The sequence below is a fragment of the Lysobacter sp. TAB13 genome (genome assembly GCF_052113885.1).
Classification (GTDB): domain Bacteria; phylum Pseudomonadota; class Gammaproteobacteria; order Xanthomonadales; family Xanthomonadaceae; genus Lysobacter; species Lysobacter gummosus.
The window spans coordinates 1-24,830 of record NZ_JBFRDR010000030.1; the positions used below are offsets into that span (position 1 = coordinate 1).

19 protein-coding genes and 1 riboswitch are annotated in these 24,830 nt (G+C 67.1%); of the genes, 4 read left to right on the forward strand and 15 right to left on the reverse strand.

What is annotated here, in order from left to right; translation table 11 throughout:
- Positions 1-164: 164 nt before the first annotated feature.
- Entirely contained in the window at positions 165-725 is a 561-nt protein-coding gene (locus AB4Y92_RS23225) for a GNAT family N-acetyltransferase (RefSeq protein ID WP_441821785.1), read from the reverse strand.
- 88 nt (positions 726-813) lie between these two features.
- Here AB4Y92_RS23225 and AB4Y92_RS23230 point away from each other — a divergent pair, with 88 nt between their 5' ends.
- Positions 814-1,134 (forward strand): peptidyl-tRNA hydrolase, encoded by a 321-nt coding sequence (locus AB4Y92_RS23230; RefSeq protein ID WP_441821786.1) that lies wholly within the window; start codon positions 814-816, stop codon positions 1,132-1,134.
- 78 nt (positions 1,135-1,212) lie between these two features.
- On the opposite strand, the gene AB4Y92_RS23235 is transcribed toward AB4Y92_RS23230, so the two are convergent.
- From AB4Y92_RS23235 to AB4Y92_RS23245, 3 genes are read right to left on the reverse strand one after another with little or no spacing between them, the layout of a single operon-like run.
- Positions 1,213-4,338 (reverse strand): efflux RND transporter permease subunit, encoded by a 3,126-nt coding sequence (locus AB4Y92_RS23235; RefSeq protein WP_057941800.1) that lies wholly within the window; start codon positions 4,336-4,338, stop codon positions 1,213-1,215.
- Positions 4,335-4,580: a hypothetical protein gene (locus tag AB4Y92_RS23240; RefSeq protein ID WP_441821787.1), complete on the reverse strand. Its 246-nt coding sequence runs from the start codon at positions 4,578-4,580 to the stop codon at positions 4,335-4,337. Before AB4Y92_RS23240 ends, AB4Y92_RS23235 begins: the two co-directional genes overlap by 4 nt.
- On the reverse strand, positions 4,573-5,754 hold the full coding sequence (locus AB4Y92_RS23245) for an efflux RND transporter periplasmic adaptor subunit (RefSeq protein WP_441821788.1): 1,182 nt from the start codon (positions 5,752-5,754) through the stop codon (positions 4,573-4,575). Before AB4Y92_RS23245 ends, AB4Y92_RS23240 begins: the two co-directional genes overlap by 8 nt.
- A gap of 369 nt (positions 5,755-6,123) precedes the next feature.
- Between AB4Y92_RS23245 and cysK the strand changes: the two genes are divergently transcribed.
- Complete coding sequence (cysK, locus tag AB4Y92_RS23250) at positions 6,124-7,080, forward strand: cysteine synthase A (RefSeq protein WP_441821789.1); 957 nt, start codon at positions 6,124-6,126, stop codon at positions 7,078-7,080.
- A gap of 172 nt (positions 7,081-7,252) precedes the next feature.
- On the opposite strand, the gene AB4Y92_RS23255 is transcribed toward cysK, so the two are convergent.
- The 4 genes from AB4Y92_RS23255 to AB4Y92_RS23270 all read right to left on the reverse strand — a co-directional run bounded on the left by AB4Y92_RS23255 (position 7,253) and on the right by AB4Y92_RS23270 (position 11,891).
- The gene (locus tag AB4Y92_RS23255) at positions 7,253-7,915 is read right to left on the reverse strand and encodes a hypothetical protein (protein ID WP_441821790.1); all 663 of its coding nucleotides are present in this window, start codon (positions 7,913-7,915) and stop codon (positions 7,253-7,255) included.
- 75 nt (positions 7,916-7,990) lie between these two features.
- A complete protein-coding gene (locus AB4Y92_RS23260; RefSeq protein WP_441821791.1) occupies positions 7,991-8,620 on the reverse strand; it encodes a LysE family translocator in 630 nt (209 codons plus the stop codon).
- 194 nt (positions 8,621-8,814) lie between these two features.
- Entirely contained in the window at positions 8,815-9,825 is a 1,011-nt protein-coding gene (locus tag AB4Y92_RS23265) for a class I fructose-bisphosphate aldolase (protein WP_441821792.1), read from the reverse strand.
- Between the two features lie 287 nt (positions 9,826-10,112).
- Positions 10,113-11,891 (reverse strand): hypothetical protein, encoded by a 1,779-nt coding sequence (locus AB4Y92_RS23270; RefSeq protein ID WP_441821793.1) that lies wholly within the window; start codon positions 11,889-11,891, stop codon positions 10,113-10,115.
- 334 nt (positions 11,892-12,225) lie between these two features.
- On the opposite strand from AB4Y92_RS23270, the gene AB4Y92_RS23275 reads away from it, so the two are divergent.
- On the forward strand, positions 12,226-13,515 hold the full coding sequence (locus tag AB4Y92_RS23275; protein WP_441821794.1) for a hypothetical protein: 1,290 nt from the start codon (positions 12,226-12,228) through the stop codon (positions 13,513-13,515).
- Between the two features lie 297 nt (positions 13,516-13,812).
- Here the strand turns inward: AB4Y92_RS23275 and pyk are convergent, their stop codons facing one another.
- Positions 13,813-15,279, reverse strand: a complete 1,467-nt coding sequence (gene pyk / locus AB4Y92_RS23280; protein ID WP_441821795.1) for a pyruvate kinase — start codon at positions 15,277-15,279, stop codon at positions 13,813-13,815.
- A 119-nt stretch (positions 15,280-15,398) separates the two neighbouring features.
- Here pyk and AB4Y92_RS23285 point away from each other — a divergent pair, with 119 nt between their 5' ends.
- Entirely contained in the window at positions 15,399-16,010 is a 612-nt protein-coding gene (locus AB4Y92_RS23285; RefSeq protein ID WP_441821796.1) for a GNAT family N-acetyltransferase, read from the forward strand.
- Between the two features lie 101 nt (positions 16,011-16,111).
- On the opposite strand, the gene AB4Y92_RS23290 is transcribed toward AB4Y92_RS23285, so the two are convergent.
- From AB4Y92_RS23290 to AB4Y92_RS23315, 6 genes are all read right to left on the reverse strand, one after another.
- The gene (locus AB4Y92_RS23290; protein ID WP_441821797.1) at positions 16,112-16,330 is read right to left on the reverse strand and encodes a DUF6289 family protein; all 219 of its coding nucleotides are present in this window, start codon (positions 16,328-16,330) and stop codon (positions 16,112-16,114) included.
- A 198-nt stretch (positions 16,331-16,528) separates the two neighbouring features.
- Complete coding sequence (locus AB4Y92_RS23295) at positions 16,529-16,753, reverse strand: DUF6289 family protein (RefSeq protein ID WP_441821798.1); 225 nt, start codon at positions 16,751-16,753, stop codon at positions 16,529-16,531.
- Positions 16,754-17,189: 436 nt separating this feature from the next.
- The gene (locus tag AB4Y92_RS23300; protein ID WP_441821825.1) at positions 17,190-17,855 is read right to left on the reverse strand and encodes an HAD hydrolase-like protein; all 666 of its coding nucleotides are present in this window, start codon (positions 17,853-17,855) and stop codon (positions 17,190-17,192) included.
- A 5-nt stretch (positions 17,856-17,860) separates the two neighbouring features.
- A complete protein-coding gene (locus AB4Y92_RS23305) occupies positions 17,861-19,036 on the reverse strand; it encodes a phosphoglycerate kinase (RefSeq protein WP_441821799.1) in 1,176 nt (391 codons plus the stop codon).
- Between the two features lie 1,128 nt (positions 19,037-20,164).
- A complete protein-coding gene (locus AB4Y92_RS23310) occupies positions 20,165-21,538 on the reverse strand; it encodes a DUF3999 domain-containing protein (RefSeq protein ID WP_441821800.1) in 1,374 nt (457 codons plus the stop codon).
- On the reverse strand, positions 21,535-24,297 hold the full coding sequence (locus tag AB4Y92_RS23315) for a DUF2339 domain-containing protein (protein WP_441821801.1): 2,763 nt from the start codon (positions 24,295-24,297) through the stop codon (positions 21,535-21,537). The genes AB4Y92_RS23310 and AB4Y92_RS23315 overlap by 4 nt, the downstream gene beginning before the upstream one ends.
- Positions 24,298-24,420: 123 nt before the next feature.
- A riboswitch (cobalamin riboswitch) is annotated at positions 24,421-24,713 on the forward strand.
- Positions 24,714-24,830: the final 117 nt, after the last annotated feature.

Here is a 24,830-nt window from a genome sequence, read left to right on the forward strand (position 1 = left end):
GCGCCGGCGCGCCCTGGCGCGGCGGCGCGGCGGGACGCGCGTTGCGTTCGTCCTCGCGGCGCGGACCGCTGCGCCACGGGCTCGGCCCCGAATCCGGCCGGGGTTCCTGCTTGGGTCCCGGGCCCTGCCCGCTGTAAGGCTTGCGCGGACCGCGCGGCGGATCGTCACGTTGCATCGTTCAAACTCCTTCGTACTTTCGCGAACACGCGCAGGTCGTGCACTTGCCCGTGTTTGAAGACCGCGCAGCGTTGCGCGCCCTCCTCGGTAAACCCGTTTTTCAACAACACCCGCGCCGAAGCCGGATTGTGATCCAGCACGGTCGCGCACAGACGGTACAGCGACAGCTCGCGCATCACCCACGGCGCGAACGCCGCCACCACCCGGGTCATCAGCCCGGCACCCCACAGCGAATGCCCGAGCCAATAGCCGAACTCGGCCGCGTACCTGCGCTCGCCCTTGCCCGGATGCGCGCCGATGCCGCCGCAGGCGCGGCCGTCGACTTCGATCGCGAACAAAGGTTCGTTCAGATCGACGACCTGTCCGGACAGGAACAGCTCGCCGTCGCGGCGGGTGTAGGGATACGGAAAACGGTCGCTCAGACCGCGCGATATGCGCTCGTGATTGGCTTGCGCGACCAGGTCGTCGAGGTCGTCGTTGCGCCACGGACGCAGCACGAAACCATCGCCCCGCGGCGGCGGGCTGGCGGCTGAGGGGGGAAGGTTCATAGGATTAGCCTAATTACGTGGCCGCCGCGCTGCAAATCGGCTAGTCCGGCGGCCCCGCCCCTGTTCGCTCCCAACGGCCTTTCAACCGATGAAAATGTACATCCTGGTCCGCGACGACATCCCGCTCGGCTTCGCCATGGTCGCCGTCGCCCACGCGTCCCTGGCCGGTTACCTGAAGTTTCGCGACACCCCGGAAGTGGCTCAGTGGCTGGCCGGGCCGTTCTTCAAAGCCGTGTGCAAGGTCAATGCGAGCGAATTCGAGAACGCCAAGCAGGTCGCCGATCACCTGGTGCTGACCGAATCGGCGCTGGACGGGCGCGAGGTGGCGATCGTGCTCAAGCCGCGAGAGGAATGGCCGAAGATGTTCAAATTCTTGCGGTTGTATCGCGAGGCGCCGGCTGCAAACTGAAGCAGGTGCATTGCTCCGAGATCTCTGTGGGAGGGGCTTCACAGCGTCGGGGCCAGGCCAGCGCCCCGGCGCCACCGATCAGGCGTGACCACCCGCCTGCGGCGTTTCCTTCTCCAGCTTCTCCAATTCCTGCGCCACCGCTTCGGGCGAGCGGGTGAAGCGCGCCAGCAGCACGTAGAACGCCGGCACGATGAACAGCGACAGCAGAGTCGAGAACGACACGCCGAAGATCACCACGATGCCGATGGTCGCGCGGCTGGCCGAACCCGGGCCGCCGGCCAGCACCAGCGGCACCGCGCCGACCACGGTGGCGATCGAGGTCATCAGGATCGGCCGCAGGCGCACCGCCGAGGATTCGACGATCGCTTCGTGAATGCTGCGCCCTTCATCGCGCAACTGATTGGCGAACTCGACGATCAAAATGCCGTTCTTCGCCGCCAATCCCACCAGCATGACGATGCCGATCTGACTGAACAGGTTCAGCGTGCCGCCGGTCATCCACAGGCCGATCAAGGCGCCCAGCACGCCCAGCGGCACGGTCAACATGATCACGAACGGGTGGATGAAGCTTTCGAACTGCGCCGCCAGCACCAGATACACGACCAGCAGCGCCAGGGTGAAGGTCATCAGCACCGCGCCGCCGGCCTTCTGGTATTCGCGCGATTCGCCCTTCCAGTCGATCTGCGCCTGCTCGGGCAGTTCTTCGGCCACCGCCTGATTCAACCAGGTGATCGCCTCGCCCATGGTGTAGCCGGGCGCGAGGCCGGCGCTGATGGTGATCGCGCGCAGGCGGTTGAAGCGGTTGAGGCTGCCGGCTTCGGCCAGTTCGTTGAGCGTGACCAGATTCGACAGCGGCACCAGGCCGCCGTTGCGCGCGCGCACCTGGATCGCGGACAGATCGGCCGGCGAAGTGCGCAGGTCGCGATCGGCCTGGACGATCACATCGTACTCCTCGCCGTTCTGCACGAAGGTGGTGACGCGGCGCGAACCCATCATGGTTTCCAGGGCGTGGCCGATGTCGGTGACGCTCACGCCCAGGTCGGCCGCGCGCTGGCGATCGATCTCCACCCGCATCTGCGGCCGGGTTTCCTTGTAGTCCGAGTCGGCCGAGAACAGGCCCTTGTTCTGCTCCATGCGCGCGAGCAGGCGGTCGCGCCATTTGGCCAGTTCACCGTATTCCGGACCGCCGAGCACGATCTGGATCGGCTGCCCGCGCGTGCGCACCAAACCGCCGCCGACCTGCGGCAGCGCGCGCACGCCGGTGAGCCGGCTCAGCTCGCCGCGCAGGCCGTCGGCGACCTCGGCCGTGCTCTTGTCGCGCTTGTCCCAATCCTGCAGGAACACCGCGATGCGGCCGGTATGCATTTCCTCGCTGGCGCCGAAGCCGCCGGGCACGCGCGGGTTGTAGCGCTGGATGGTTTCGTTCGGGCCGGTGTGCGAGGCGACGATCTTCTCGACCTGCTGCACCTGCTTGACGGTGTAGTCGTAACCGGCGCCTTCCGGGCCCAGGATCGAAATCTGGAACGAGCCGCGGTCTTCCTGCGGCGCCAGTTCCGAGGGCACGAACTTGAACAGCACGAAGCTCATCGCCAGCGCGACCAGCATCAGGATGCCGAACAGCCAAGGCCGCTCGACGGTGTGATCGAGCAGGCCCTTGTAGCGTCGGCTGACGCCGTCCAGGCGCGCGTTGATCCAGCGATTGACCGGATTGGATTTTTCTTCGCTGTGCGGGCGCACGAACTTGGACGACATCATCGGCGTCAAGGTCAGCGCGACGAACGCCGACAACGCCACCGCGCCGGCCAGCGCCACCGACAGTTCGCGGAACAAGCGCCCGGTGTTGCCTTCCATGAAGCCGACCGGCAGGAACACCGCCACCAGCACCGCGGTGGTCGCGATCACCGCGAAGGCGACCTGCTTGGTGCCGCGCGCGGCCGCGACCAGCTTGGGCTCGCCCAGGTCGGCGCGGCGCTGGATGTTCTCCAGCACCACGATCGCATCGTCCACCACCAGGCCGATGCACAGCACCAGCGCCAGCAAGGTCAGCAGGTTGATCGAGAAGTCGAACAGGTACAACGGAATGAACGCGGCGATCAGGCACACCGGCACCGTCACCGCCGGAATCAGCGCGGCGCGGAAGCTGCCCAGGAACAGCCAGATCACGATCAGCACCAGCACGATCGCCTCGGCCAGCGTGTGGTACACGCGCTCGACCGCCGACTCGATGAAGATGGTGGTGTCGAAGGCGACGAAGATGTCCGTGCCCTGCGGCAGGCCGGGGCGGATCTGATCGGCGGCCGCGCGCACCGCGCGCGCCACGTCCAGGCTGTTGGCGGTGGAGGTCTTGACGATGCCCAGGCCGATGTTCTGCTCGCCGTTGCTGCGGTAATAGGCGCGGCGTTCGGCCGAGTCGAGCTGGATCTTGGACACGTCGCCCAGCCGCACCACATAGCCGTCGGCGCCTTTCTTCAGCGGAATCTGGGCGAAATCGGCCGGTTTTTGATAGCTGCGGGCGACGCGCAGGGTGAAGTCGCGCGCCTGCGATTCGATGCGGCCGGCCGGCAGTTCGACGTTCTCCGCGCGCAGCGCGGCTTCGACTTCGTTGACGGTGATATCGCGCGCGGCCAGCGCGTCCTGGTCCAGCCAGATGCGCATCGCGTAGCGCTGCTGGCCGCCGATGCGCACCTGGGCGACGCCGTCCACCGAGGACAGGCGATCGACCACGTAGCGCTCGGCATAGTCCGACAGCTGCAGCGTGTCCATCTGCTTGGAGCTCATGTTGAGCCACAAGATGGGGTCGGCGTCGCTTTCGACTTTTTCGATCTGCGGCGGATCGGCCTCTTCCGGCATGCGGTTGGAAACGCGGCTGACCGCGTCGCGCACGTCGTTGGCAGCCGCTTCGATCTCGCGCTGCAGAGTGAACTCGATGCTGATCGAGGCGCGGCCGTTGACGCTGCGCGACTCGATGCTCTCGATGCCTTCGATGCCGGCCAGCGCGTCTTCCAGCACCTGGGTGATGCGGGTTTCCACCACCGAGGCGGAGGCGCCGGGATAGGTCACGTCCACCGACACCACCGGCGGATCGATCGCCGGCAATTCGCGCAAGGTCAGGCGCGAGAACGCCATGACGCCCAGGGTGATCAGCAACAGGCTCATCACCGTGGCGAACACCGGCCGGCGGATGGACAGGTCGGAGATATTCATCGACCGCCGCCCCGGCCTTCGCGGCGCTTGGGTTCGCCGCGCTTGGCGGCGACGTAGACGGGAGCCTTGCCGGTCGCCGCGCCGCTGCCGCTATCACTGTTCCGCTTTTGCCCGTCATTCCCGCGAACGCGGGAATCCAGGGTCTTTGACGCATCCGCACGGAAGTCGCTGGATTCCCGCGTTCGCGGAAACGACGAAATGAAAAGCCGCAACCGTTCGAACAACCCGGACGAATCAGCCATTACGACCGTCCTTGCCCGCCGCCGCGCCGCCGGACGACGCCGGTGCCGATGCCGCCGGCGCCTTCGCATCGGTCTCGGCCTCGCGCGTCTGCGCGGCCGGCGCCGGCGCCGCCGACACATCGACCTTGCTGCCGACCCGCAGCTTGCCGGTGCCATCGACCACGACCTTGTCGCCGACCTTCAGGCCTTCGACGATTTCCGCCAGGCCTTCGCGACGCGTGCCGACTTCCACGTCGGCGCGCTCCACCGTGTTGTCCGGCTTGAGCCGGAACACATAGGAATCGGTGCCGACCTGGACCACGGAGATTTCCGGAATCAACAGCGCCTGGCGTTCGGGCTGCAGCAAGGTCACCTGCACCAGCATGCCCGGCCGCAGCAGATGATCGGTATTGGGGAAATCGCCGCGCACGGTGACCGCGCGCGTGGCCGGATCGATGCGCGCATCGATGGTGCTGACCTCGCCTTCGAAACGTTTGCCAGGATAGGCCGCGCTGGTGCCGCTGACGCTCTGGCCCTTGGCGATGCGCGCCAGCAGGGTCTCGGGCACCGGGAAATCGATGTAGACGCGCTCGGTGTCGTCCAGGGTCGCGATCGGCGTGCCCGGCGTCACCAGCGAACCGGGGCTGACCTGACGGATGCCGAGCACGCCGGCGAACGGCGCGCGCACTTCGCGATCGCCGATATCGGCCTTCATCTGCTCGACCCGCGCGCGGGTGGCGTCGCGGGTCGCGCGCTGGGTGTCGAGCGAGGAGCGCGCGATCAACTGCTGCGCCGCCAGTTCGGTCTGGCGCTTGAGCAACTGGTCGGCTTCTTTCGCGGTCGCCTCGGCCTGGGCCAGCGCGGCCAGCTGGGCGCGGCCGCTGAGGGTGATCAGCGAAGCGCCGGCGGCGACGTGATCGCCGCTGTCGAAATGCACGCCCTGGACGATCTCGCTGACCTTGGCGGTGACCGTGATCGACTCACGCGCCTTGACGTTGCCCAGCGCCTGCACGGTGTCGTTCCACGGGCGCAGATGCACTTGCTCGGCGGTGACCGGGGTCGGACGATCGCCCTGCCCGCCCTGCCCGCCCGGACCCGCGGGCCCGCCTTGCGTCTTGCCGCCTTTGCCGCACGCGGCCAGGGCGATGGCGAAAGCAAGGATGCAGCAGGTGCGAAGTCCGGAACGTGGTGGCATGCGGTTCTCTGAACGGGGCCCGGTGAGGGCGGTGACGCGAATCTGGCGGACGGTACGGCGAACCCGGCCTGCGATGCGCGCGACGAACGCCGGCCGCGCGGCGCCGAAGCCCCCAGGCTTCGGCCGGCGCGATTCTAGCGGTGGATCGTTAACGCTTGCGTGGGCCATTGGTTGACCACCGTATCGGCAAAATCGCCATCGCGCGCGTCGCGCGTCCCTCCAGGCCGGCCCGCCGGCGCCGCGGATGCGCGCCGCCGATGCCGCCGCGACACTGTGCGCCTGCGCATGTTGCAACGCGGTAACCGTCGCGACGCGGCCCGCGCTCGGCGCGGGGTTCATACTCGGCGCTTCCCCCAAGGAGCCCGTCCCATGATCCACGACAGCATCCTCGACACCATCGGCCGCACCCCGATCGTGCGCCTGCAGCGCCTGGCGCCGGAGCACGTGAGCCTGTACGCCAAGGTCGAGTCCTTCAATCCCGGCGGCTCGGTCAAGGACCGTCTGGCGCTGGCGATCATCCTCGACGCCGAACAGCGCGGCCAGCTCAAGCCCGGCGATACCGTGATCGAAGCGACCTCGGGCAACACCGGTGTGGCGCTGGCGATGGTCTGCGCGGCGCGCGGCTACAAGTTCGTGGCGACGATGAGCGAAACCTTCTCGGTCGAGCGGCGCAAGCTGATGCGCGCCTACGGCGCCAAGGTGATCCTGACCCCGGCCGCCGAGCGCGGCAGCGGCATGGTGCGCAAGGCGGCGGAACTGGCGCAGAAACACGGCTGGTTCCTGGCCCGCCAGTTCGAGAATCCGGCCAACCCGGCCTATCACCGCAGCACCACCGCGGCCGAAATCCTGCAGGACTTCGCCGGCCGCCGGCTCGATCATTTCGTCAGCGGCTGGGGCACCGGCGGCACCCTCACCGGCGTCGGCGAGGTGCTGCGCATGGCTCGGCCCGAGGTGCGCGTGACCGCGTGCGAACCGGCCGGCGCATCGCTGCTGGCCGGCGCGCAATGGCAGCCGCACAAGATCCAGGGCTGGACGCCGGACTTCGTCCCGGCCGTGCTCAACCGCGACGCCGCCCACGCGATCGTGCCGGTGGACGACGTGCTGGCCCGCGACACCGCGCGCCGTCTGGCCGCGGAGGAAGGCGTGTTCGTCGGCATTTCCGCCGGCGCGACCGTGGCCGCGGCGCTGGAAGTCGCGCGCGATGCCGAACCCGGCGCGGTGATCCTGGCGATGTTGCCCGACACCGGCGAGCGCTACCTCAGCACCTTCCTGTTCGAAGGCGTGAACGAAGGCAGCGACGAAGAGTGGTTGGCGTCGTTGGGCTGATGGCGGCAGCGGCGATCGGCTCCGGCGCTTTCTCAGTCGCGATATCGACTTGAAGCGCCTGTAACGCAGGTTCGGCGTGGTTGCTCTGTCGCGGTCGCAGCTCGCTGCGGCCGCGATCAGACCGGCCGCCGGATAAAGGTCGCGAACGAGTTTCGCGACCGCCGCAACACGATCAACCCGCGACGAAATACCCGATCAACACCAGCACGATGGCGATCAACGCCGCGGCGAGCAACATCCCGCCGTTGTTGTCGCCCGGGCTGACCGTGCGCCCGCTGTCGCCGATTACGCCGCGCTTTTTCCGCGCGGCTTCGTAATCGGCGATCCGGTTCACCGAATCGGTGGCGGAGTGGCCGAAGTGGGCCTGCAGCAATTGCGCCGCGCGCGTGCGTTCGCCCTTGAGGATCAGCATCAGCACCTCGGCCGGCAGTTGCAGCGTGAGCGAGTCTGCGGGTGTGGCGACACCGCCCAGCGCGGCCTCGCCTTTCTTGGCGTAAGCCTCGACCAGATCCTTCGCCTGGCGCAGATCCAGACCATAAGCTTCGCGCACGATCTTGATCGCGACGATGGTCTGGCCGCGCTGGATCGCTTCGCGCGCGGCCTCCGGGAAGCCGGCTTTCGGCGCGTGACTGGTCGAAGCGTTTGCCGCGACCGCGGACGCCGCCAGCGCTCCGACCGCCAGCCGCCGTTCGTACTCCTCGACCGCGTCCTTCGCCTGGCGCAGGCCGATGCCCGGATTGCTGTCCAGCACCAGCTTGATCGCCTGGATCTTGTCCTTGGATTTCAGCAACGTCGCCACCTGCGGCGGCACGAAGGGCGCTTTGTTATCCGACATCGCCGTACTCCCTGGCCATCAATCCATCCAGCCTAACGGGCCGCGAGCCGATCCGTCACGCCCGGGCCCAGCGCCTCAGCGCGAAGACCAGGCCAGTTTCACCCCGAATCCCAGCATCAGGCTGCCGACGATGCCGTCGAGCGTGCGCGCCACGCGCGCGCTGCGCATCGAGGCGGCCATGCGCGCCGCGCCGAAGGTCAGCAGGCTCAGCCACACCGTGCCCATGACGTAATGCAAGCCGATCATCAGCACCGACTGCACCGCCATGTCGTCGCCCGGGGCGAGGAACTGCGGCAGGAACGCCAGATAGAAGATCGCGATCTTCGGATTGAGCGCATTGGTCAGCACGCCCTGCGCATAACCGCGCCACAGTGACGCGTGGACCGGCGCGGCGCCGTCGATGTCGGCATCGGCGCGCGGACGCAAGGCCGAGCGCAGCGCCTTGGCGCCGAGGTAGATCAGATACACCGCGCCGAGCATCTTCACCGTCCAGAACGCGCGCTCGGAATACATCAGCAGTCGCGCCACGCCGAAGGCGAACAGCGACACGTGGAACAGGCCGCCGGTGAGGATGCCGGCGACCGTCGCCAGCCCGCGCCGCACGCCGCCGCTGAGCGCGTTGCCGATCACCAAAAACGTATCCGGCCCCGGCGCCACGGTCACCATCAGCGCCGCGATGGAAAAGGCCAGCCATTGGGTTTCCATGAGTCTGAGTGCCTTGCGTTCGATGAGCGGGGATTGTGAAGGTGCGCGTTCGATCCGCGACGCCGGGACCGTGGCACCGGCCCGGCCGCGCGATCACCGATTCTGCGCAGCCCGCGCCCGCGCCGGAAGTGCCGGGCCCTAACGAAAAACGCCGGCGCGAGGCCGGCGTTTTTCGCAGCGATCCAGGCGGTGGCTTACGCCGCCGACTTCCACTGGCCCAGCGCGGCCAGGCCGTTGGCCTTGGCGCGCTCGTACACGGTCTGCTGGGCGCGGGCGTAGTTGCCGACCAGGTCCTGCGACCACAGCTTCAACGCCGCCGACTGCATGGCGCGGCCGTAGGAGAACGACAGCGGCCACGGGTTCGGGCCCAGCTGGTTCATGGCGTTGAGGTGCGCGGTCGCGTCCTCGTCGGACTGGCCGCCGGACAGGAACACGATGCCCGGCAGGGTCGCCGGCACGGTGGACTTCAGGCACTGCAAGGTCGCCGCGGCGACGTCATCGACGCTGGCCTGCTCGTGGGCGAGCGTGCCCGGCACCACCATCGAGGCCTTGAGGATCGTGCCTTCGAGCAGCACGCTGTTTTCGTACAGCGCGCCGAACAGCGAGCGCAGGGTGACTTCAGTGACTTCGAAGCAGGTGTCGAGGTCGTGGTTGCCGTCCATGATCACTTCCGGCTCGACCATCGGCACCAGGCCCTGTTCCTGGCACAGCGCGGCGTAACGGGCCAGCGCGTGGTTGTTGGCTTCGATGCAGGTGCCCGAGGGGATGTCGTCGCCGATGTTGATGACCGCGCGCCACTTGGCGAAACGGGCGCCGAGCTTGTAGTACTCCTCCAGGCGCGCGCGCAGGCCGTCGAGGCCTTCGGTGACCACTTCGCCCGGGAAGCCGGCCAGCGGCTGCGGGCCCTTGTCTACTTTGATGCCCGGGATGATGCCGTTTTCGGCCATGTGCTTGGCGAACGGCACGCCGGCCTTGGTGGACTGGCGCAGGGTTTCGTCGTACAGGATCGCGCCGGAGATGTATTCGTTGAGCTTGGGCGTGGTCAGCAGCAGCTCGCGGTAGGCGCGGCGGTTCTCTTCCGTGTTCTCGATACCGACGCCGGCGAAACGCTTGGCGATGGTGGCGGTCGACTCGTCGATCGCGATGATGCCCTTGCCCGGGGCGACCATCGCCAGGGCGGTTTCGGCAAGCTGTTCGATGCTCATGGAGATCCTGCGGCAGCGGTGGGAAGCCGGAGATTATAGCGGCTGACGGTGAATGTTGCCCTGTCGCTACGCCTGTTCAATCAGCCACTTAGCGAAAATCCGCCACAGTTTGGAAAGGAAATCGATTACAGCCACGGGCCCGCGCCACGACCGGCACCGGCCGGTCAGGCCCGCCACGGCGACAGCCGGGGCGGGCGTTCGTGCTGAACAGACTCTCGGCCGTCACAGGCTCCGCGGACAGCCGCGGCAACATCAAGCCGCGACTAGCGGCAAACCCGACGCAGACCCTATTCCGGCGAATCGCAGCGCTGCATCTGGCAGAAGCGAACAGCGGTTGGCGATCGGGTCCGGACCGTCGGCGCGGGCGCGAGATCGCCCTTGAGAATGCCGTAACGTTTTTCCTGTTCGATGTTGCCCCAATTGGCGCGCGGGTCGTCGAAAGCACGAAACCAAATCAGATAAGTGACCCACGGCATCGAGGCGTCATGCGTTTTTTTGACCGTATTCAAGAACCAGTCGTCGATGACATCATCGACGTTCCCATAGCTGGAGTTTCCAACTTCGGACAGCAACACCGGAATGTTCGCGTCGTTGTACTCCGCCAGAAGCCCATGGATCCTGTTGTTCGGGATGACCCAGCTTTCGTCGTTCGCATCCTTGAAGATATACGGATGCCAAGCGGCACCATCGAAGAAGTCGCGGGCGCTCGGACTGCCGAACTGACCGCTTCGAATATTCTCGTACAGCATCTTGATGAAATCGTAGATCGGCGTCAGTTTGACGTGATCATTCAATGGCGACGGCGGCGGCATGAAAACCAACGCCTGCGGATTGGCCAACTTGATTGCGCGATGCGCACGGAACATCAGATCCGTGGTGATGTCGGCGCGATCTTGCGGCGTGAATTGCGTCTTACCCATCGCACACGCGGCCGGCCCGGCCCCCGGCGGCTTCATCAGTTTGTCGCCATTGGTTTCGTTCGCGATTTCCCAGTGCTTTATCTGAGGAAATTCAGACGCCATCGTCAACCAGGTGGCTTCGTATCGATTCAGGAACTGCGTGTAAGCCGCGGTCCCACGGCAGGGCACGACCCATATGCCGGCATCAGGCGGAAAACCGGTCATCCACTGCGGGAAGGAGTTGTCCATGCCGACGATGGTGATGCCCGAGGCATGCAGCGACTGCACAGCGCGTCGGTACAGGTCGATATTGATCCCGGTGGTCGATTCATCGACCAGCATGTCCGATGAAAGCATCCACATGCGCAATACCCTCGGGCGCAGGCTCTTGATATCCGCCAGTTGCTGGTCCAAGTCCGCGACTTCCGCGGCGCGGCTGTCGGTGGGGGAACGATTTACGGCATTGGACACGACAGGTTCGCCGATGCCGAGACTGCCTGGACCGGCCGCTTCGAGCAGAGGATTCTGGGCGATGCCGCAGTAGTAGAAGGTGTAGTCGACATTCGGCGTACCCAACGCGGTGTAGCGCTTGTAGCCGTTCGGACAGTCGTTGAATTGCGGCGAGCCTTGCGGGCGCGCTGGATTCGGATACGGCTGCGGCAAGGCATCACCGCTCATTCCGCCAAAGCGCATGCGCACGTCGGCGCCTGTGTGACTGCGCCAACAGTAGTACAACTCTTTATCGACCCCCTGCGTACCCAGCACAGCTTGGCGCGTATAGCCTTTGGGGCAGCTCGGCGCATGGGTCAGCGGGTTGAGGAAATAGAACGTGTCCGACGACCACGGCAAGGCGCCGTTTACGTCGCTGGCCGCCGCTCCGACCATGCCTCCGAAATCGTAAAGCGGCGCACGCCCCGCGATGTGCGGCCGGGTACACAGGAACGCGAACCAATCCACGTTGGCGGTGCCGAACACCTGATGAGCGCTGTAACCGCTTGGGCAACTGGCCTCACCCGTCGCCGGATTCGGATAGGCGATCTGGCTGCCGCTGGCGAAGCCGCCGCCATACATGCCGCCGAAATCATAAAAATCGTCGTCCGCAGCTGTGGCGGAGAACGAAACCAACGCCAACGACGCGCAGAACAACATCCCTTTAGCTAACTTCATTGCCTTTCTCCTGCCAGAAGTCTTCGCGCTCACCGCCACCAAATCAGGGCGGCTTATCTACTTATGCTACCTCTCCAGTTTGCAGGTCTGTGACCGCGTGCTCCGCGACACGTGCAAGCCGATTCGGAACAAGGGGACCCGGCAGTAGAAATGGTTGATATGACGCGCGGAAAATACGTCATTGCGCAGCCCCGCGAACATCAAGATTGCTTAGTGCAACGCGAGATCATAGGCTTCGCGGCGATATCGCCCGCCAAGGACAGCGCACATGTCACATCGCCCCGCACCCAGCCCTCTTCTCGTCTGCATATCGTCGCTGGCGCTGGCAATCGCGTTGGCATCGATCAACGCAGGCCCCGCCCACGCCGCCGACATCGACGCCGAATACCAATCCGCCGTCGCCTCGTGCAAGGCCGCACCCAAGACCGGCACGCGCTATGTCTCGGTCACCGCGGCGCTGATGCGGCCGGTGCCGCGCAGCGAGGCCGGCCTGGTCAGCCGGGTGCCGATCGCCACGGCGGTGGCGATCGAATGCGAACTCAACGGTTGGGTCCGCGGGCATACCGACGGCGATTCGCCGGCGGTGGGCTGGATTCGCGCCGACCTGCTGCAGGCCAAGGTGCCGACGGCGGAATCGATCGCCTCGGGGTACGCGACGGCCGCGCCGGATCAGCGCAAGACCTGGGCCGAACGCGCGGTGGCCTTGTCGCCGTATCAGGCGCGCAGCCATCAGATGCTGATCGACGCGCTGCAGGCCGCCGGCGATGGCGAGGGCGCGCGCCAGGCCGGCCTGATCCGCGACCAGTTGCTCAACCCCAAGGCCGAGCGCCTGAACGGCGAGCCGAAACTGCTGTTCGCGGTGGATCGCGGCTGGGCGGTCGCGGTCGCGCGGGTCGAGGACGGCGGCCGCTATCTGGAAACCGGCATGCAGACCGAGGCGGGCTATTACCCGGTCCGGCGCGGCCTGCATTTCTATCGTCGCGGCGGCGCCGACGGCGTGGTCCAGGTGATCGAGCCGCGCGAAAGCGCGGGCACCGGTCTGGAAGCGCAGGTGAGGCTCGCGCCGATGACCGCGCGCAGCGACGACGTCGCCGGCCTGGCGACCAACTTCGTCGCGACCGCGCAGGCGGCGCACGCCGATGCCGCGGTGTCGGCGAGCGCGCGCAAGGCCATCGAGAGCGAACTGCGCGCGGCCTTGCAGCGCGAGAAGATCGATCGCGGCCAGATCGACAAGGCGCTCAAGGCCCGCCCCAGCGCCGAGCAACGCGGCGGCGTGCAGATCCATGCCTTCGACGCCGGCAAGCTCGGCACCGTGCATGTCGCCAGCCTGGTCTGGGACTTGCCGCCGAAGAGCGAGAATGCGGCCGAAATGAGCGTGGATGCGGTGCTGATCCTGGAATCCGACGGCAAGGGTGGCTACAAGACCGCCGGCCGGCTGGTCCAGTTGACCGGCGGCGATGTCGTGGAAACGCATCGTTATTTCGATCGCCTGGACCTCGACGGCGACGGCGAACCGGAACTGATTTTCCAGCTCGGCCAGTACGAGGGCACGGAGTATCAGATCTGGACGCGCAAGCCGGGCCAGTGGAAGCCGGTGTTCCGGGGCGGCTACGTCGGGGCGTAATCGCCTCGCTGTGGCGATACCTCGAGGTTTCTGTAGTGACAGACCTCGGCCCCGATGCCGCTTCCAATCGGGCGCCGCGATATTAGAGCGAGGCGGAACGATCCCGCTGCATCGACACCACGAGGTCTTTTGTGGGAGGGGCTTCAGCCCCGATGCTCTTCTTTCAGATCACAGTGCCTGATCGAAAAGCATCGGGGCTGAAGCCCCTCCCACAAAAGACCTCGCAGGTTATGCCTGACTTGGGAGACCGGTGACCTCCCAAGCCTGGAACATGCTTCGAACAGGCGATATGCCGCCTTACAACTCGCCCAAACCCTCGGCGCTGCCGCCCTCGCCCACCTGCAGCAGGCGCAGCGTATTGGTCGCGCCGTGCTGTTCCATGGTGTCGCCGCTGGTGAAGATCACTCGCTCGCCCTGGGCCAGCTTGCCCGAATCGAACAACTGCTTGACCACGTTGCGTGCGGCGTCGCGCGAGGCCTGGCCGCGGCTGTCGAAATCGATCGGGTAGACGTCGCGCATCATCGCCATGCGCCGGCGCGCGCCATCGTGGCGCGAGAACGCGTAGATCGGCGCGTTGGAGCGGAAACGCGAGAGGAAGCGCGCGGTGCCGCCGGACTCGGTCATCGCCACGATCGCGCGCACGCCGATGTGCTCGGACAGGAACATCGCCGCCATGGCGATGGCCTGGTCGGCGCGTTCCAGGTTGCGCGGCGCGGCTTCGAAATCGGTGTCGTGGTTGAACTGGCGCTCGGCGCCCAGGCAGATGCGCGCCATCGCCTCCACCGCCTTGATCGGATAGCGGCCGGCGGCCGATTCCTGCGACAGCATGACCGCGTCGGTGCCGTCGATCACCGCGTTGGCGACGTCGAGCACTTCGGCGCGGGTCGGGATCGGGTTGTCGACCATCGACTGCATCATCTGCGTGGCGGTGATCACCACGCGGTTGCGCAGCAACGATTCGCGGATGATCTTCTTCTGCAGGCCGGGCAGTTCGGCATCGCCGATCTCCACGCCCAGGTCGCCGCGCGCGACCATAACCACGTCGCTGGCCTCGACGATCTCGGCGAGGTTCTCGATGGCCTCGGCGCGCTCGATCTTCGACACCAGCGCGGCATCGCTGCCGGCGGCGCGGGCGATCCGGCGCGCTTCGTTCATGTCCTCGGCGTTGCGGCAGAACGACACGGCGATGAAGTCCGCGCCCAGCTCGGCGGCGATCAGGATCAGTTCCTTGTCGCGCTCGGTCAGCGCGCCCAGCGACAGGCCGCCGCCGAGTTTGTTCAGGCCCTTGCGATCCGACAGCGCGCCGTCGTTGAGCACGGTGGTGATGATGCGGTCGCCGTCGATGGCGCCGACACGCAACTGCAACAGACCGTCGTCGAGCAGCAGCACGTCGCCGGGGCTGACGTCGCCGGGCAGGCCCAGGTAACTGACGCCGACTTCGCGCAGATTGCCCGGCGGCGGGTTTTCCGCGGCGATCAGGTCGAAACGGTCGCCGGCCTTGAGCAATACCCGGCCCTCGGCGAAGCGTTCGATGCGGATTTTCGGCCCGGGCAGATCGGCGAGGATGCCGACTTCCACCCCGACCCGCAGCGCGGCTTCGCGCACGGCGTTGGCGCGGGCGACCTGCGAAGACGGATCGCCGTGGGAGAAATTGAGGCGGACCACATCGACGCCGGCGGTGAGCAAGGCATCGAGCACGCCCGGCGGATCGGTGGCCGGGCCCAGGGTGGCGAGGATCTTGGTGCGTCGTGGGGTGGTGGGCATGGCAGACTCTCTGGACTGTCGGCCAAGCTAGCACAGCTTCGCCGCGCTTCGAACCGCGGGCCGGGTTACGGTCGCGCGCACCGTGCACACGCCACAGTACGTAACCGTCCGAGGTGGTCATGACGATGTCGAAACCCGGCGAGGCCATCGCCGCCGCGCTCGCCGCGCTGGAGGATTTCCCGCTGCTGCAGGGCCCGCGCGTGCGTCTGCGCGGGCCGCGCGAAGACGAGCGCGATGCGCAGGGCTTGTTCGCCGTGTTCGGCGACGAGCAGGTCATGCGCTATTGGAGCCGTCCGCCGATGCAGGCCATGAGCGAGGCGCACGAGCTGATCGCGCAGATCCGCAAGGGCATGGCCGAGCGCAATCTGATCAACTGGGTGATCGCCGACGGCGACGACGCGGTGATAGGCAGCTGCACGCTGTTCCGCTTCGACGCCAACCATCGCCGCGCCGAGCTGGGCTATGCGCTGCATCCGGCGCAGTGGGGCCTGGGCATCGCGCGCGAGGCAGCCACGCTGGCCCTGGACTGGGCCTTCGACACGCTGGGCCTGCATCGCTGCGATGCCGGCATCGACCCGGCCAACGCGGCTTCGCGCGCCCTGTTGCACCGCCTGGGTTTCGTGACCGAGGGCGTGCAGCGGGAAAGTTTCTTCGTCGGCGAGCGGGTGACCGACAGCGAGCTGCTCGGGCTGTTGGTCAAGGACTGGCGCGCGGCGCGGTCCAGGCACTGAGGGCGATCGGGGCGCGGCCGTCGCGTTCGCATGCGGCGCGCGAGGCCCGCATACGCGCCGGGGCCCGCGAACGAGCCCCGGCGCGGCTAGCGATGATCAGATCAGTCGCAGATCCAGGTGCGTTTCTGGACGATGTCGGAGGTCTCGCCCCATGACAGGTATTGCCCGCCGCAATTGGCGGTGGCGCCGCCGATGACTTCGCCGGCGGCGTTGAAATACGTGATCGAGTAACCCTGCCACGGCGGCGCGGCCTTGACGCTGACGGTCAGCGCGGCGATGGCGAGCAGTGCGGCGAACGACGACATTGCGATAACACGCATGGCTATCCCTCCTGTCTTCGAAGAACGATGAATGCGGACGGCGCCGAGGTTTCGGCGCGCCGCGGGTTTGCGCCGGCGGCGCCGGCGTCGAAACGTGCGGCCGGTAAAACGGAAAGCTCCGGAGCGAACGGAGCCTTCCGTCCCTCGCGCGCGGCCTCGTCGTGGCCTTGCGCGAAGACCGGCCGGGCCGGTTCGCGATCAGCTTTCGACCGCGCAGCCCTGGGTGAAGCGCTTGTTCGAACCGCTGGTGTCGCCCCAACGACCGTCGGCGGCGCCGCAGCCGGCGGTCCACTTGCCGATCTGCGCGCCTTCGGCGTTGTAGTAGTACCAGGTGCCCTGCCAGCTGTTGGCACCGGCGCTGAAGGACACGCTGCCCATCAACGCGACCGCGAACACCGCGGCGAATAATCCGATACGACGCATGCTGTTGCTCTCCCGAGTTAAGCGGCGCCCATTCGCCGCTCGGGCACCCTAACCAACTGCTGTCACTTAGGGGCGCGTATTGGAGAGTCGAACTGTCATCACTTTGCGCAAACGTGATTGGTTTGGCTTTTGACGTTTTTGACATGCGTAAACGCGTTCGCAATCGCGGCGCCCGCGACGGCGAGGCCCCAGGATGGCCGCTGCCTGCATGTGCGCGCCGGAGCGTCGCGATCGACGGGCGTATCGTGCAGCGCACCATGATGCGGCGCGTTGCGCGCCCGGTTCATCCGGCGCTGCGCGGTGGAGTACACCGGTAGTAGCGGCAGGCAGCGCATCGCCTGCCGCGAGGCGTTCTCGCAGGAACGCCGTCGAATGAATCGCGCCGCCGCGACAGATCGCAGTGAATCGCCGGCGCGCAACGCCCCGGCGATCGCACTCAGGCCGCGAGCAGGCCCGGCAACTGCGTCGGCGCCGCCGCCAGACGCTGCGCGCCGGCTTCGCGCAGTTCCTGTTCGCTGCCGAAGCCCCACAACACGCCGATGTTGCCCATGCCGTGCTGCAACGCGCCTTCGATGTCCATGCGCCGGTCGCCGATCATCAGGCACTGCGCCGCCTGCAGGCCGAAACGGCGCAGCGCTTCGGCGATCAGATCGACCTTGTGGGTCAGCCGGCCGTCCACGGTCGAGCCGATCACGTCCTCGAAATACCCGCCGAACGGCAGATGGGCGAGGATCTTGCGCGCGTTGTTCTCGTTCTTGGCGGTGACCACGGCCATGCGGTAACCGGCCGCGCGCGCGGCGTCGAGCATGTCGCCGACGCCGTCGTAGACCTGGTGCTCGGTCCAGCCTTCGCGGCTGTAGCGTTCCAGATACAAGGCCACCGCCTGCTCGACCCGCTGCTCATCGCCCAGCAGCGGCAGGAAGCTGGTGCGCAGCGCCGGGCCGATCCACGAGCGCAGCACCTGCTCGCTGGGCACCGGATGCCGCAATTGCTCCAGCGCGTAGGAGATCGAGCGGGTGATGCCGACCGAGGAATCGATCAGGGTGCCGTCGAGATCGAAAAACAGCGTGGGCTTGCCGGCCTGGATCGACGCCTCGGACATCGCGCTCAACCCGCGCGCTGCTTGAGCGCGGTCACCGCCGGCAATTCCTTGCCTTCGAGGAATTCCAGGAACGCGCCGCCGCCGGTGGAGATGTAGCTCACGTCCTGTTCGATGCCGTACTTATCGACCGCGGCCAGGGTATCGCCGCCGCCGGCGATCGAGAACGCCTTGGATGCGGCGATCGCCAGCGCCAGGGTCTGCGTGCCCTTGCCGAAGGCGTCGAACTCGAACACGCCGACCGGGCCGTTCCAGACCACGGTGCCGGCGTTCTTGATCAATTCTGCGTAACGCGCGGCCGTGTCCGGGCCGATGTCGAGGATCATGTCGTCGGCGCCGACCGCATCGACGGCCTTGACCGTGGCCGGCGCATCGGCGGCGAAGGCCGGCGCCACCACCACGTCGGTCGGCACCGGGATATCGGCGCCGCGCGCCTTGGCGTCGGCCATGATCTTCTTCGCGGTGTCGATCAGATCGTTTTCGACCAGCGACTTGCCCACGCCGTGGCCCATCGCGGCGATGAAGGTGTTGGCGATGCCGCCGCCGACGATCAGCTGATCGACCTTGCTCACCAGCGAGGACAGCAGTTCCAGCTTGGTCGAGACCTTGGAACCGGCGACGATGGCCAGCAGCGGCCGCGCCGGGTTGTCGAGGGCCTTGGCCAGCGCATCGAGCTCGGCCATCAGCAGCGGGCCGCCGGCGGCGACCTTGGCGTGACGGATGACGCCGTGCGTGGAGGCCTGGGCGCGATGCGCGGTGCCGAAGGCGTCCATGACGAAGACATCGCACAAAGCGGCGTATTTCTTCGACAGCGCTTCGTCGTCCTTGCCTTCGCCGACATTCATGCGGCAGTTTTCCAGCAGCACCAACTGGCCGGGCTGCACTTGCACGCCATCGACCCAATCCTTGATCAGCGGCACTTCGATGCCGAGCAGTTCCGACAGCCGCTGGGCGACCGGCGCTAGCGAATCGGCCTGACTCCACTGGCCTTCCTTCGGCCGGCCCAGGTGCGAGGTGACCATCACCGCCGCGCCTTTTTCCAGCGCCAGCTTCAGGGTCGGCAGCGCGGCGAGGATGCGCAGCTCGGAGGTGATGCGGCCGTCGTCGATGGGGACGTTGAGATCTTCGCGGATCAGCACTCGCTTACCGGCGAGATCGAGATCGGTCATGCGGACGATGGACACGGGGCCTCCTGGGGCAATGCGTGGGGATGCTGCGGCCGGCGCGGGGCGCGGCTGGGGGTGGCTATTGTCGCGGGGTGGGGGCGCGAAATAAACCTTGGGGGCTGAATGGCGGGGGGCGATGGGGCTGGCGAGGTCTCAATTCCGGATGACGGCGCATCGGATGCCGGTCCTAGCCGCTCCACCCCGCGCCTGCCGTTGCGGTTGCGGTTGCGGTTGCCGTTGCCGTTGCCGTTGCCGTTGCCGTTGCCGAGATTTTGCTTTGCCCCGGCTTCGCTTTGCTGTGCCCTGCTTCGGCTTCGCTTTTGTTGTTGCCGTTGCCGGGCGCAGCTAGTAACTCGCGAGACCAGGGACACCCGGAGGGCGGCGCACATGGACGTGCGCCGGGTGCCACCTTGGGCAGGATGCCCAATGTGGCACCTGCCTGCGCAAGCACCGCACTCGTGGCTCTTGATTCGAAACAGCCAAAGCCCTTTCTTTGGTTACTTTCTTTGTGGCTTTGGACAAAGAAAGTGACCCGCCGCTCCATGGCGGAAGCTTTAGGCGTTTGATCTTGCTTTCGCTCTCGCTCTCGCTCTTGCTCTTGCTCTTGCTCTCGCTTGAGGCTTCTTTTGCTCGTCATTCCCGCGAACGCGGGAATCCAGAGACTTCAAACGTTCTCGCACGAAAGGCCCTGGATTCCCGCGTTCGCGGGAATGACGATAGGTGGGAGTGCGCGGGTCTGGTTGTTTCGATCAGGAACTTCAGGTTTCTTAGAAGCCCTAGAAGCCCCAAGCAAGATCAAACGCAACAAGCAAGATCAAACGCTAAACGCTTCCGCCATAAAGCGGCGGGTCACTTTCTTTGTCCAAAGCGACAAAGAAAGTAACCAAAGAAAACGCATTGACTGTTTCGAGTCAAAAGCCACGAGTGCGATGCCTGCGCAGGCAGGTGCCACATTGGGCATCCTGCCCAAGGTGGCACCCGGCGCACGTCCATGTGCGCCGCCCTTCGGGTGTCCTTCGGTCTCGCGAGTTACAGGCGGCGCCAGGCCAGAGCTAAAGCAGAGCAGTTCTAAGCAGAGCCGAAGAAAAATCTTGGCAACTGCAACTGCAACTGCAAAAACAACTGCCGCCGCGGCGTATCGCTACCTCACGGCGCCGCCGGCTTATTCGACTTCAACAAACTGAAAGCAAACCCCGCCACGATCAACGCGCCAGCCACCAATACCGCCCACAGCATGTACGAGTGCCAATCGCGCTCAGGCTCAGCCGGCACCAACGCCGACGCTCCCGCCAGCGCCACAGCCGACCCCAGCGTCGCATCGGCCGGTTGCCAGTCGCGCCCGCGCGAAGTGCGCAAGGCTTCGATCAGATGCGCCAACGGCGAATCCCCGCGCGCCGCGCGCGCACTGCCGGCCACCAGCGCATACGGCGGCTCGCCCTGCGCCAGGAACACCACCACTTCCGGCCGATAGCCCAAGCGCAACACCGGCTCGCCCGGCACCGCGCCGTTCGCGCGCAAACGCCAGTGGCGATCGCGCACGGTCGAGGCCAGTTGCCGCGCCGCCGAACGGTCGCCATCGCCCTTGCCGGCGACCTGATATGCCATCCACGGGCCGGCCTGCGCGAACCAGCCCTGTTCTTCGTTGTCGCGGCTCTCAAGTCGCCATTCCAGTGCGTGATTGCCCGACAACGCCACGTCGGCCTGCTGGATCGGGAAGCGGCCGTCGAGCGTGTATTCGAAGGCGATGCCGCCGTCCTTGAGTTCCACCCGCTGACCCTTGAGCTCGCGCCACTGCAACGGCGCGCCGGCCGCGTTGCCGGCCAGTTCCGCGGTCACCGCGTTGATCTGCGCGGCCGATTTCGGGTCCTGCGGGGTCAACCGCAGGTAACGCGCCTGTTCGCCGACCGCATCGAACACGATCCGCCGCTGCACCAGCCGCTGGCCGCCGCGCTGCAGATCGACCAGACGGCCGCTGCTGCCCAGGCTGCGCCAATGATCGAGATCGTCGCTGGCTTCGACCCCATAGGCCGCGTCCAGCGCCGCGCCCGGCGCCCATTCCAGCTCCAAGGCCAGGATCGGCGCGTGCAGGCGGCTGGCATCGATCAGCAATGAGGTCTGCGGCAGCTTGGCGGTGTCGGCGGCGGTGCTGCGCGCTTCGACCCGGCGCAGGCGGCCGTCGGTTTCCATTTCGCTGACCAGCTCCCAGCCTTGCGTGGCCGAACCCGAGGGCGACGCCGGCAACGGGAACCACGGCAGCATCACGCGCTGCGGCGCGCGCGCGATCGGTTGCTCGGGCGCGAACACCGAGGCCGGCACGACCGCGCCGCTGCGATCGATCACGTCCACATCGCGCAACTGCGCGCTTTGCGTCTGGCGATACACCGCTTCGTCCAGCACCACACGATACGCGCCGCCGTCGTCGCGGCTGAGTTGCAAGGGCCACTGCTGCGCGTAGTCCTGGCGCGGGGCGGCCGTGGCGAGCAAGGGCAACGCCGCCAACCACATCAGATAACGCTTCATGCCTGAGCCTCCTGCGGATTTCGATCGTTATCGTCGGAACGGCTCGGCGGCGCCGGCGCGAAGTAACCGACCAAGGTGCACAGCAGGCCGTAGGCGATGAACGAGGCGATGCCGAGCAGATTGCCCAGATGGCTGCGATCGACCACGACCAGCTTGGCCAGCACCACGCCCATCAACACCGCGCCGGCCAGCCACAGCCCGCGCTGGCCGCGGCGCGAGCCGGCGATCCAGCCGGCCACGCCGAGCACGCTCCACACCACGGTCAGGCTGGTCTGCACCAGGCTGGTGGAGAACATCGACGAACCCCATCCGACATGGCCCCAGAAGTGCGCGGTGCGCAGCACTTCGACGGTGATCAAGACGAAACCGATCGCGGCCAGGATCGGCACGCGACGCCGCCGCAGCGCTTCGCCGACCAAGGGCGTGGCGAGCCAGAAGCCGAGCATCAGCAAGGTCGCGATCTGCATCAGCGACAAGGGATTGAGCAGCGGAATCCACAGCAGCGGATGCGGATTGGCCGGCGTCAGCAGGGTCAACGCCAGCGTCGCCACCAGCACCAGCATGAAACTGGCCAACGCCAGCGCGCGCCATTGTTCGAAACGTTGCGCCACCGGCCGGCCGATGATCGAAGCGCGCCACAGGCTCAGCGCCGCCATCGCCAGCACCGGCAGCAACAGCACGGTCGCGGTCCAGCCCGAGCCGAATGCGGCGACATCGTTCTGCATCGACAGACGCAGCAACCGGAACAAGCTCACGCCGATCGCCAGCGCCCACGCCCACAGCCAGGCCAGATGGCCGAGCGCGAGCTCGGGCCCCGCGCGTTCGCGCAGATTGCTCAGGCTGCGCCAACCCAGGCCGGCATACAGCGCCCACGCTGCCCAGCCCCACTCGGCGAACGGATAGCGGTGCGCTTCGGCCTGCAGCAGCGCCAACGGCAGCGCCGCGGCGAAAGCCAGCGCCGCGGTCAGCGACAAGGCCTTCCAGTCGTGGCGACGGAACACTTCCGCCGCCGCCCAGCCGGTCACCGCGACCAGCATCAGCACCGCGTCGGCGCTGTTGCGGTCGGCCACGAAATCGGCGATCTCGCTGCCGGTCGCGCCCAGCCACCACGCCAGGCCCCACAGGTAATAGGCCAGTGCCGGCGCGCGCGCGGCGTCGCGGCGATAACTCCAGGCGCTGGCGAGACCCGCCACCGCGATCAACACCGCGCCGGCGAAGTTGGCGTTGAGGATCGGCGTATAGCCCTCCCAGACCGAATCGCTGGCGCCGACGATGAAGGCGAACGCGGCCGCGATCTGCAGCCCCAGACCGGTGAGCTGCGGCAGCAACCGCTGCTGGCGCAGCCCCAGCCACGCCAACGCCGCGCCTTCCAGCGCGAACACGCAGGCGGTGGCTTCCGCGGCCAGCGCCAGCGGCACGGCCAGGGTCGCGAAACCGACCGCCAGCAACGCATACGGCGTGGACAGTTCGACAAAGCGTTGATCGCGGCGCAACCACCACGCCAGCGCCGCGTACAGCGCGCCCAGGCCGAGCGCGCAGAACGCCAGCGGCATGCGATCGCCATCCAGCAGTCCGGCCTGCAGAGTGAAAGCGATCAGCGGCGTGCCGAACACCAGGCAACCGTCGATGAGATCGCGGCGCCCGGCGGCGCGGCGGCGCGCGTACAGCACCGGGATCAGCAGATAGAAGGCGAAGAACAGCAGCAGGAACGGCTCGGTGGTCGAGAAATGCTCCGGCCGGTACTTCAGCACGCCCCACAAGGTGCCGATGCCCCAGGTGAAGGCGAAGCCGATCAGATTCAGCACCCGCCACGGACGCCACCAGGCGATCGCGAAGATGCCGGCGTTGAGCACCGCGTAGTAACCGAACAAGGCGACGTGGTTGCCCGAGCCGGTGGACAGCCAGATCGGCGCGAGGAAGCCGGCGAGGATCGCGAACACCGCCAGCGCCAGCGCGTTCTGCTTGACCGACAGCACGCCGGTGCCGGCGACCAGCACCACGCTGATCGCGAACGCGGCGCCGGCCGGGATCAGGCCGTAGAGCTTGAACGCGGCGAACACCACCAGCAGCAGCACGCCGATCGCCCCGCCCTGCAGGCTCAGCGCGAACACGCGCTTGCGCTCGCGCTGTTGCCAGCCGAACACCAGCCCGCCCATCGCCGCGGCGGCGATGCCGGCCAGGCGGAATTCCATCGGCACGTGCATCCAGCCCTGGTCGCTGGCGTACTTCAGCAACGCGGCGACGCCGGCCAGCAACACCAGCATGCCGACCTTGACCGGGACGTTGCCCTCGGTGAACCAGCGCCGGACCCAGCGCGCGCCGAGAGTGAAGATGTCCGGCGGCGACGGCGCACGCGGTGCGCGCGGCGTCGGCGCGACGGGCGCGCGCAGCGGCATGGGCGAGGCCGCCACGGCGGCCGGTTGCGGCGGCAACGGCGGCGGCACGGCCGGCGGCGTGGCCGGGAACGGCGGCGGCGTAGTGCGCGGCGCAGTCGCGGCGGGCGGCGCGGTGCTGGCGATCGGGCGCGCCGGCGTCTGCGGCAGCGCTTCACGATCGATGCGCTCGATGCGCTCGGCCAGGGTTTCGTCCTCGCGGCCACGCGGTGCCGCCGGAGCGTCTGCGGACGCACGAAGCTGTGCCAGGGTCCGTTCCAGGCCCGACACCCGGGACTTGAGCCCGGAGATCTGGACCAGGGCGACGATGAGCAGCACCGGCACCAACAGCAAAGCCAGTACCAACAAGCCAATCAGTGCTTCCATCACAGTTCCCCGTTCCTTATGGCGGGCACGTTACACCAAGGCGCGGCGTATGGAAGCGTCGCCTTCACTCGCTATATACACGATTCATTCACCACATATCGCGTTGACGAAATCGCGTAACCACACTATGTTGTGCCCGTCGGTGCCGATCTTGCGATCGGCTGAAAAGGGAAGTCGGTAGGGACGCGACCGCGAGCACTCGCGGCGGGGTCCGAAGCCGGCGCTGCCCCGCAGCGGTATGGGAAACGAACGGGTCATGGCACTGGGCGGTATGCCTGGGAAGCGACCCCGGTAGGAGGAACGAGAAGCGGGCGAAGAAAAGTGAGAACCGGGTCACCCCGTAGCGCTCACTTCTCTTTGCCCGTTTCTCGCTCCGAGTCCCGAGCCCGAAGACCTGCCGACAGCCGCGCGTCGCACAACCGCGCGGTACCGGCCCACAGGAGTCTTCGGGGGAAGACGGCCGGTGTCGCGGCACGACGGGCCTCCGTCGCGCCCGTCCGTTCCGGCGCGCAGCGCCGAGCGGGCCGTCCCGG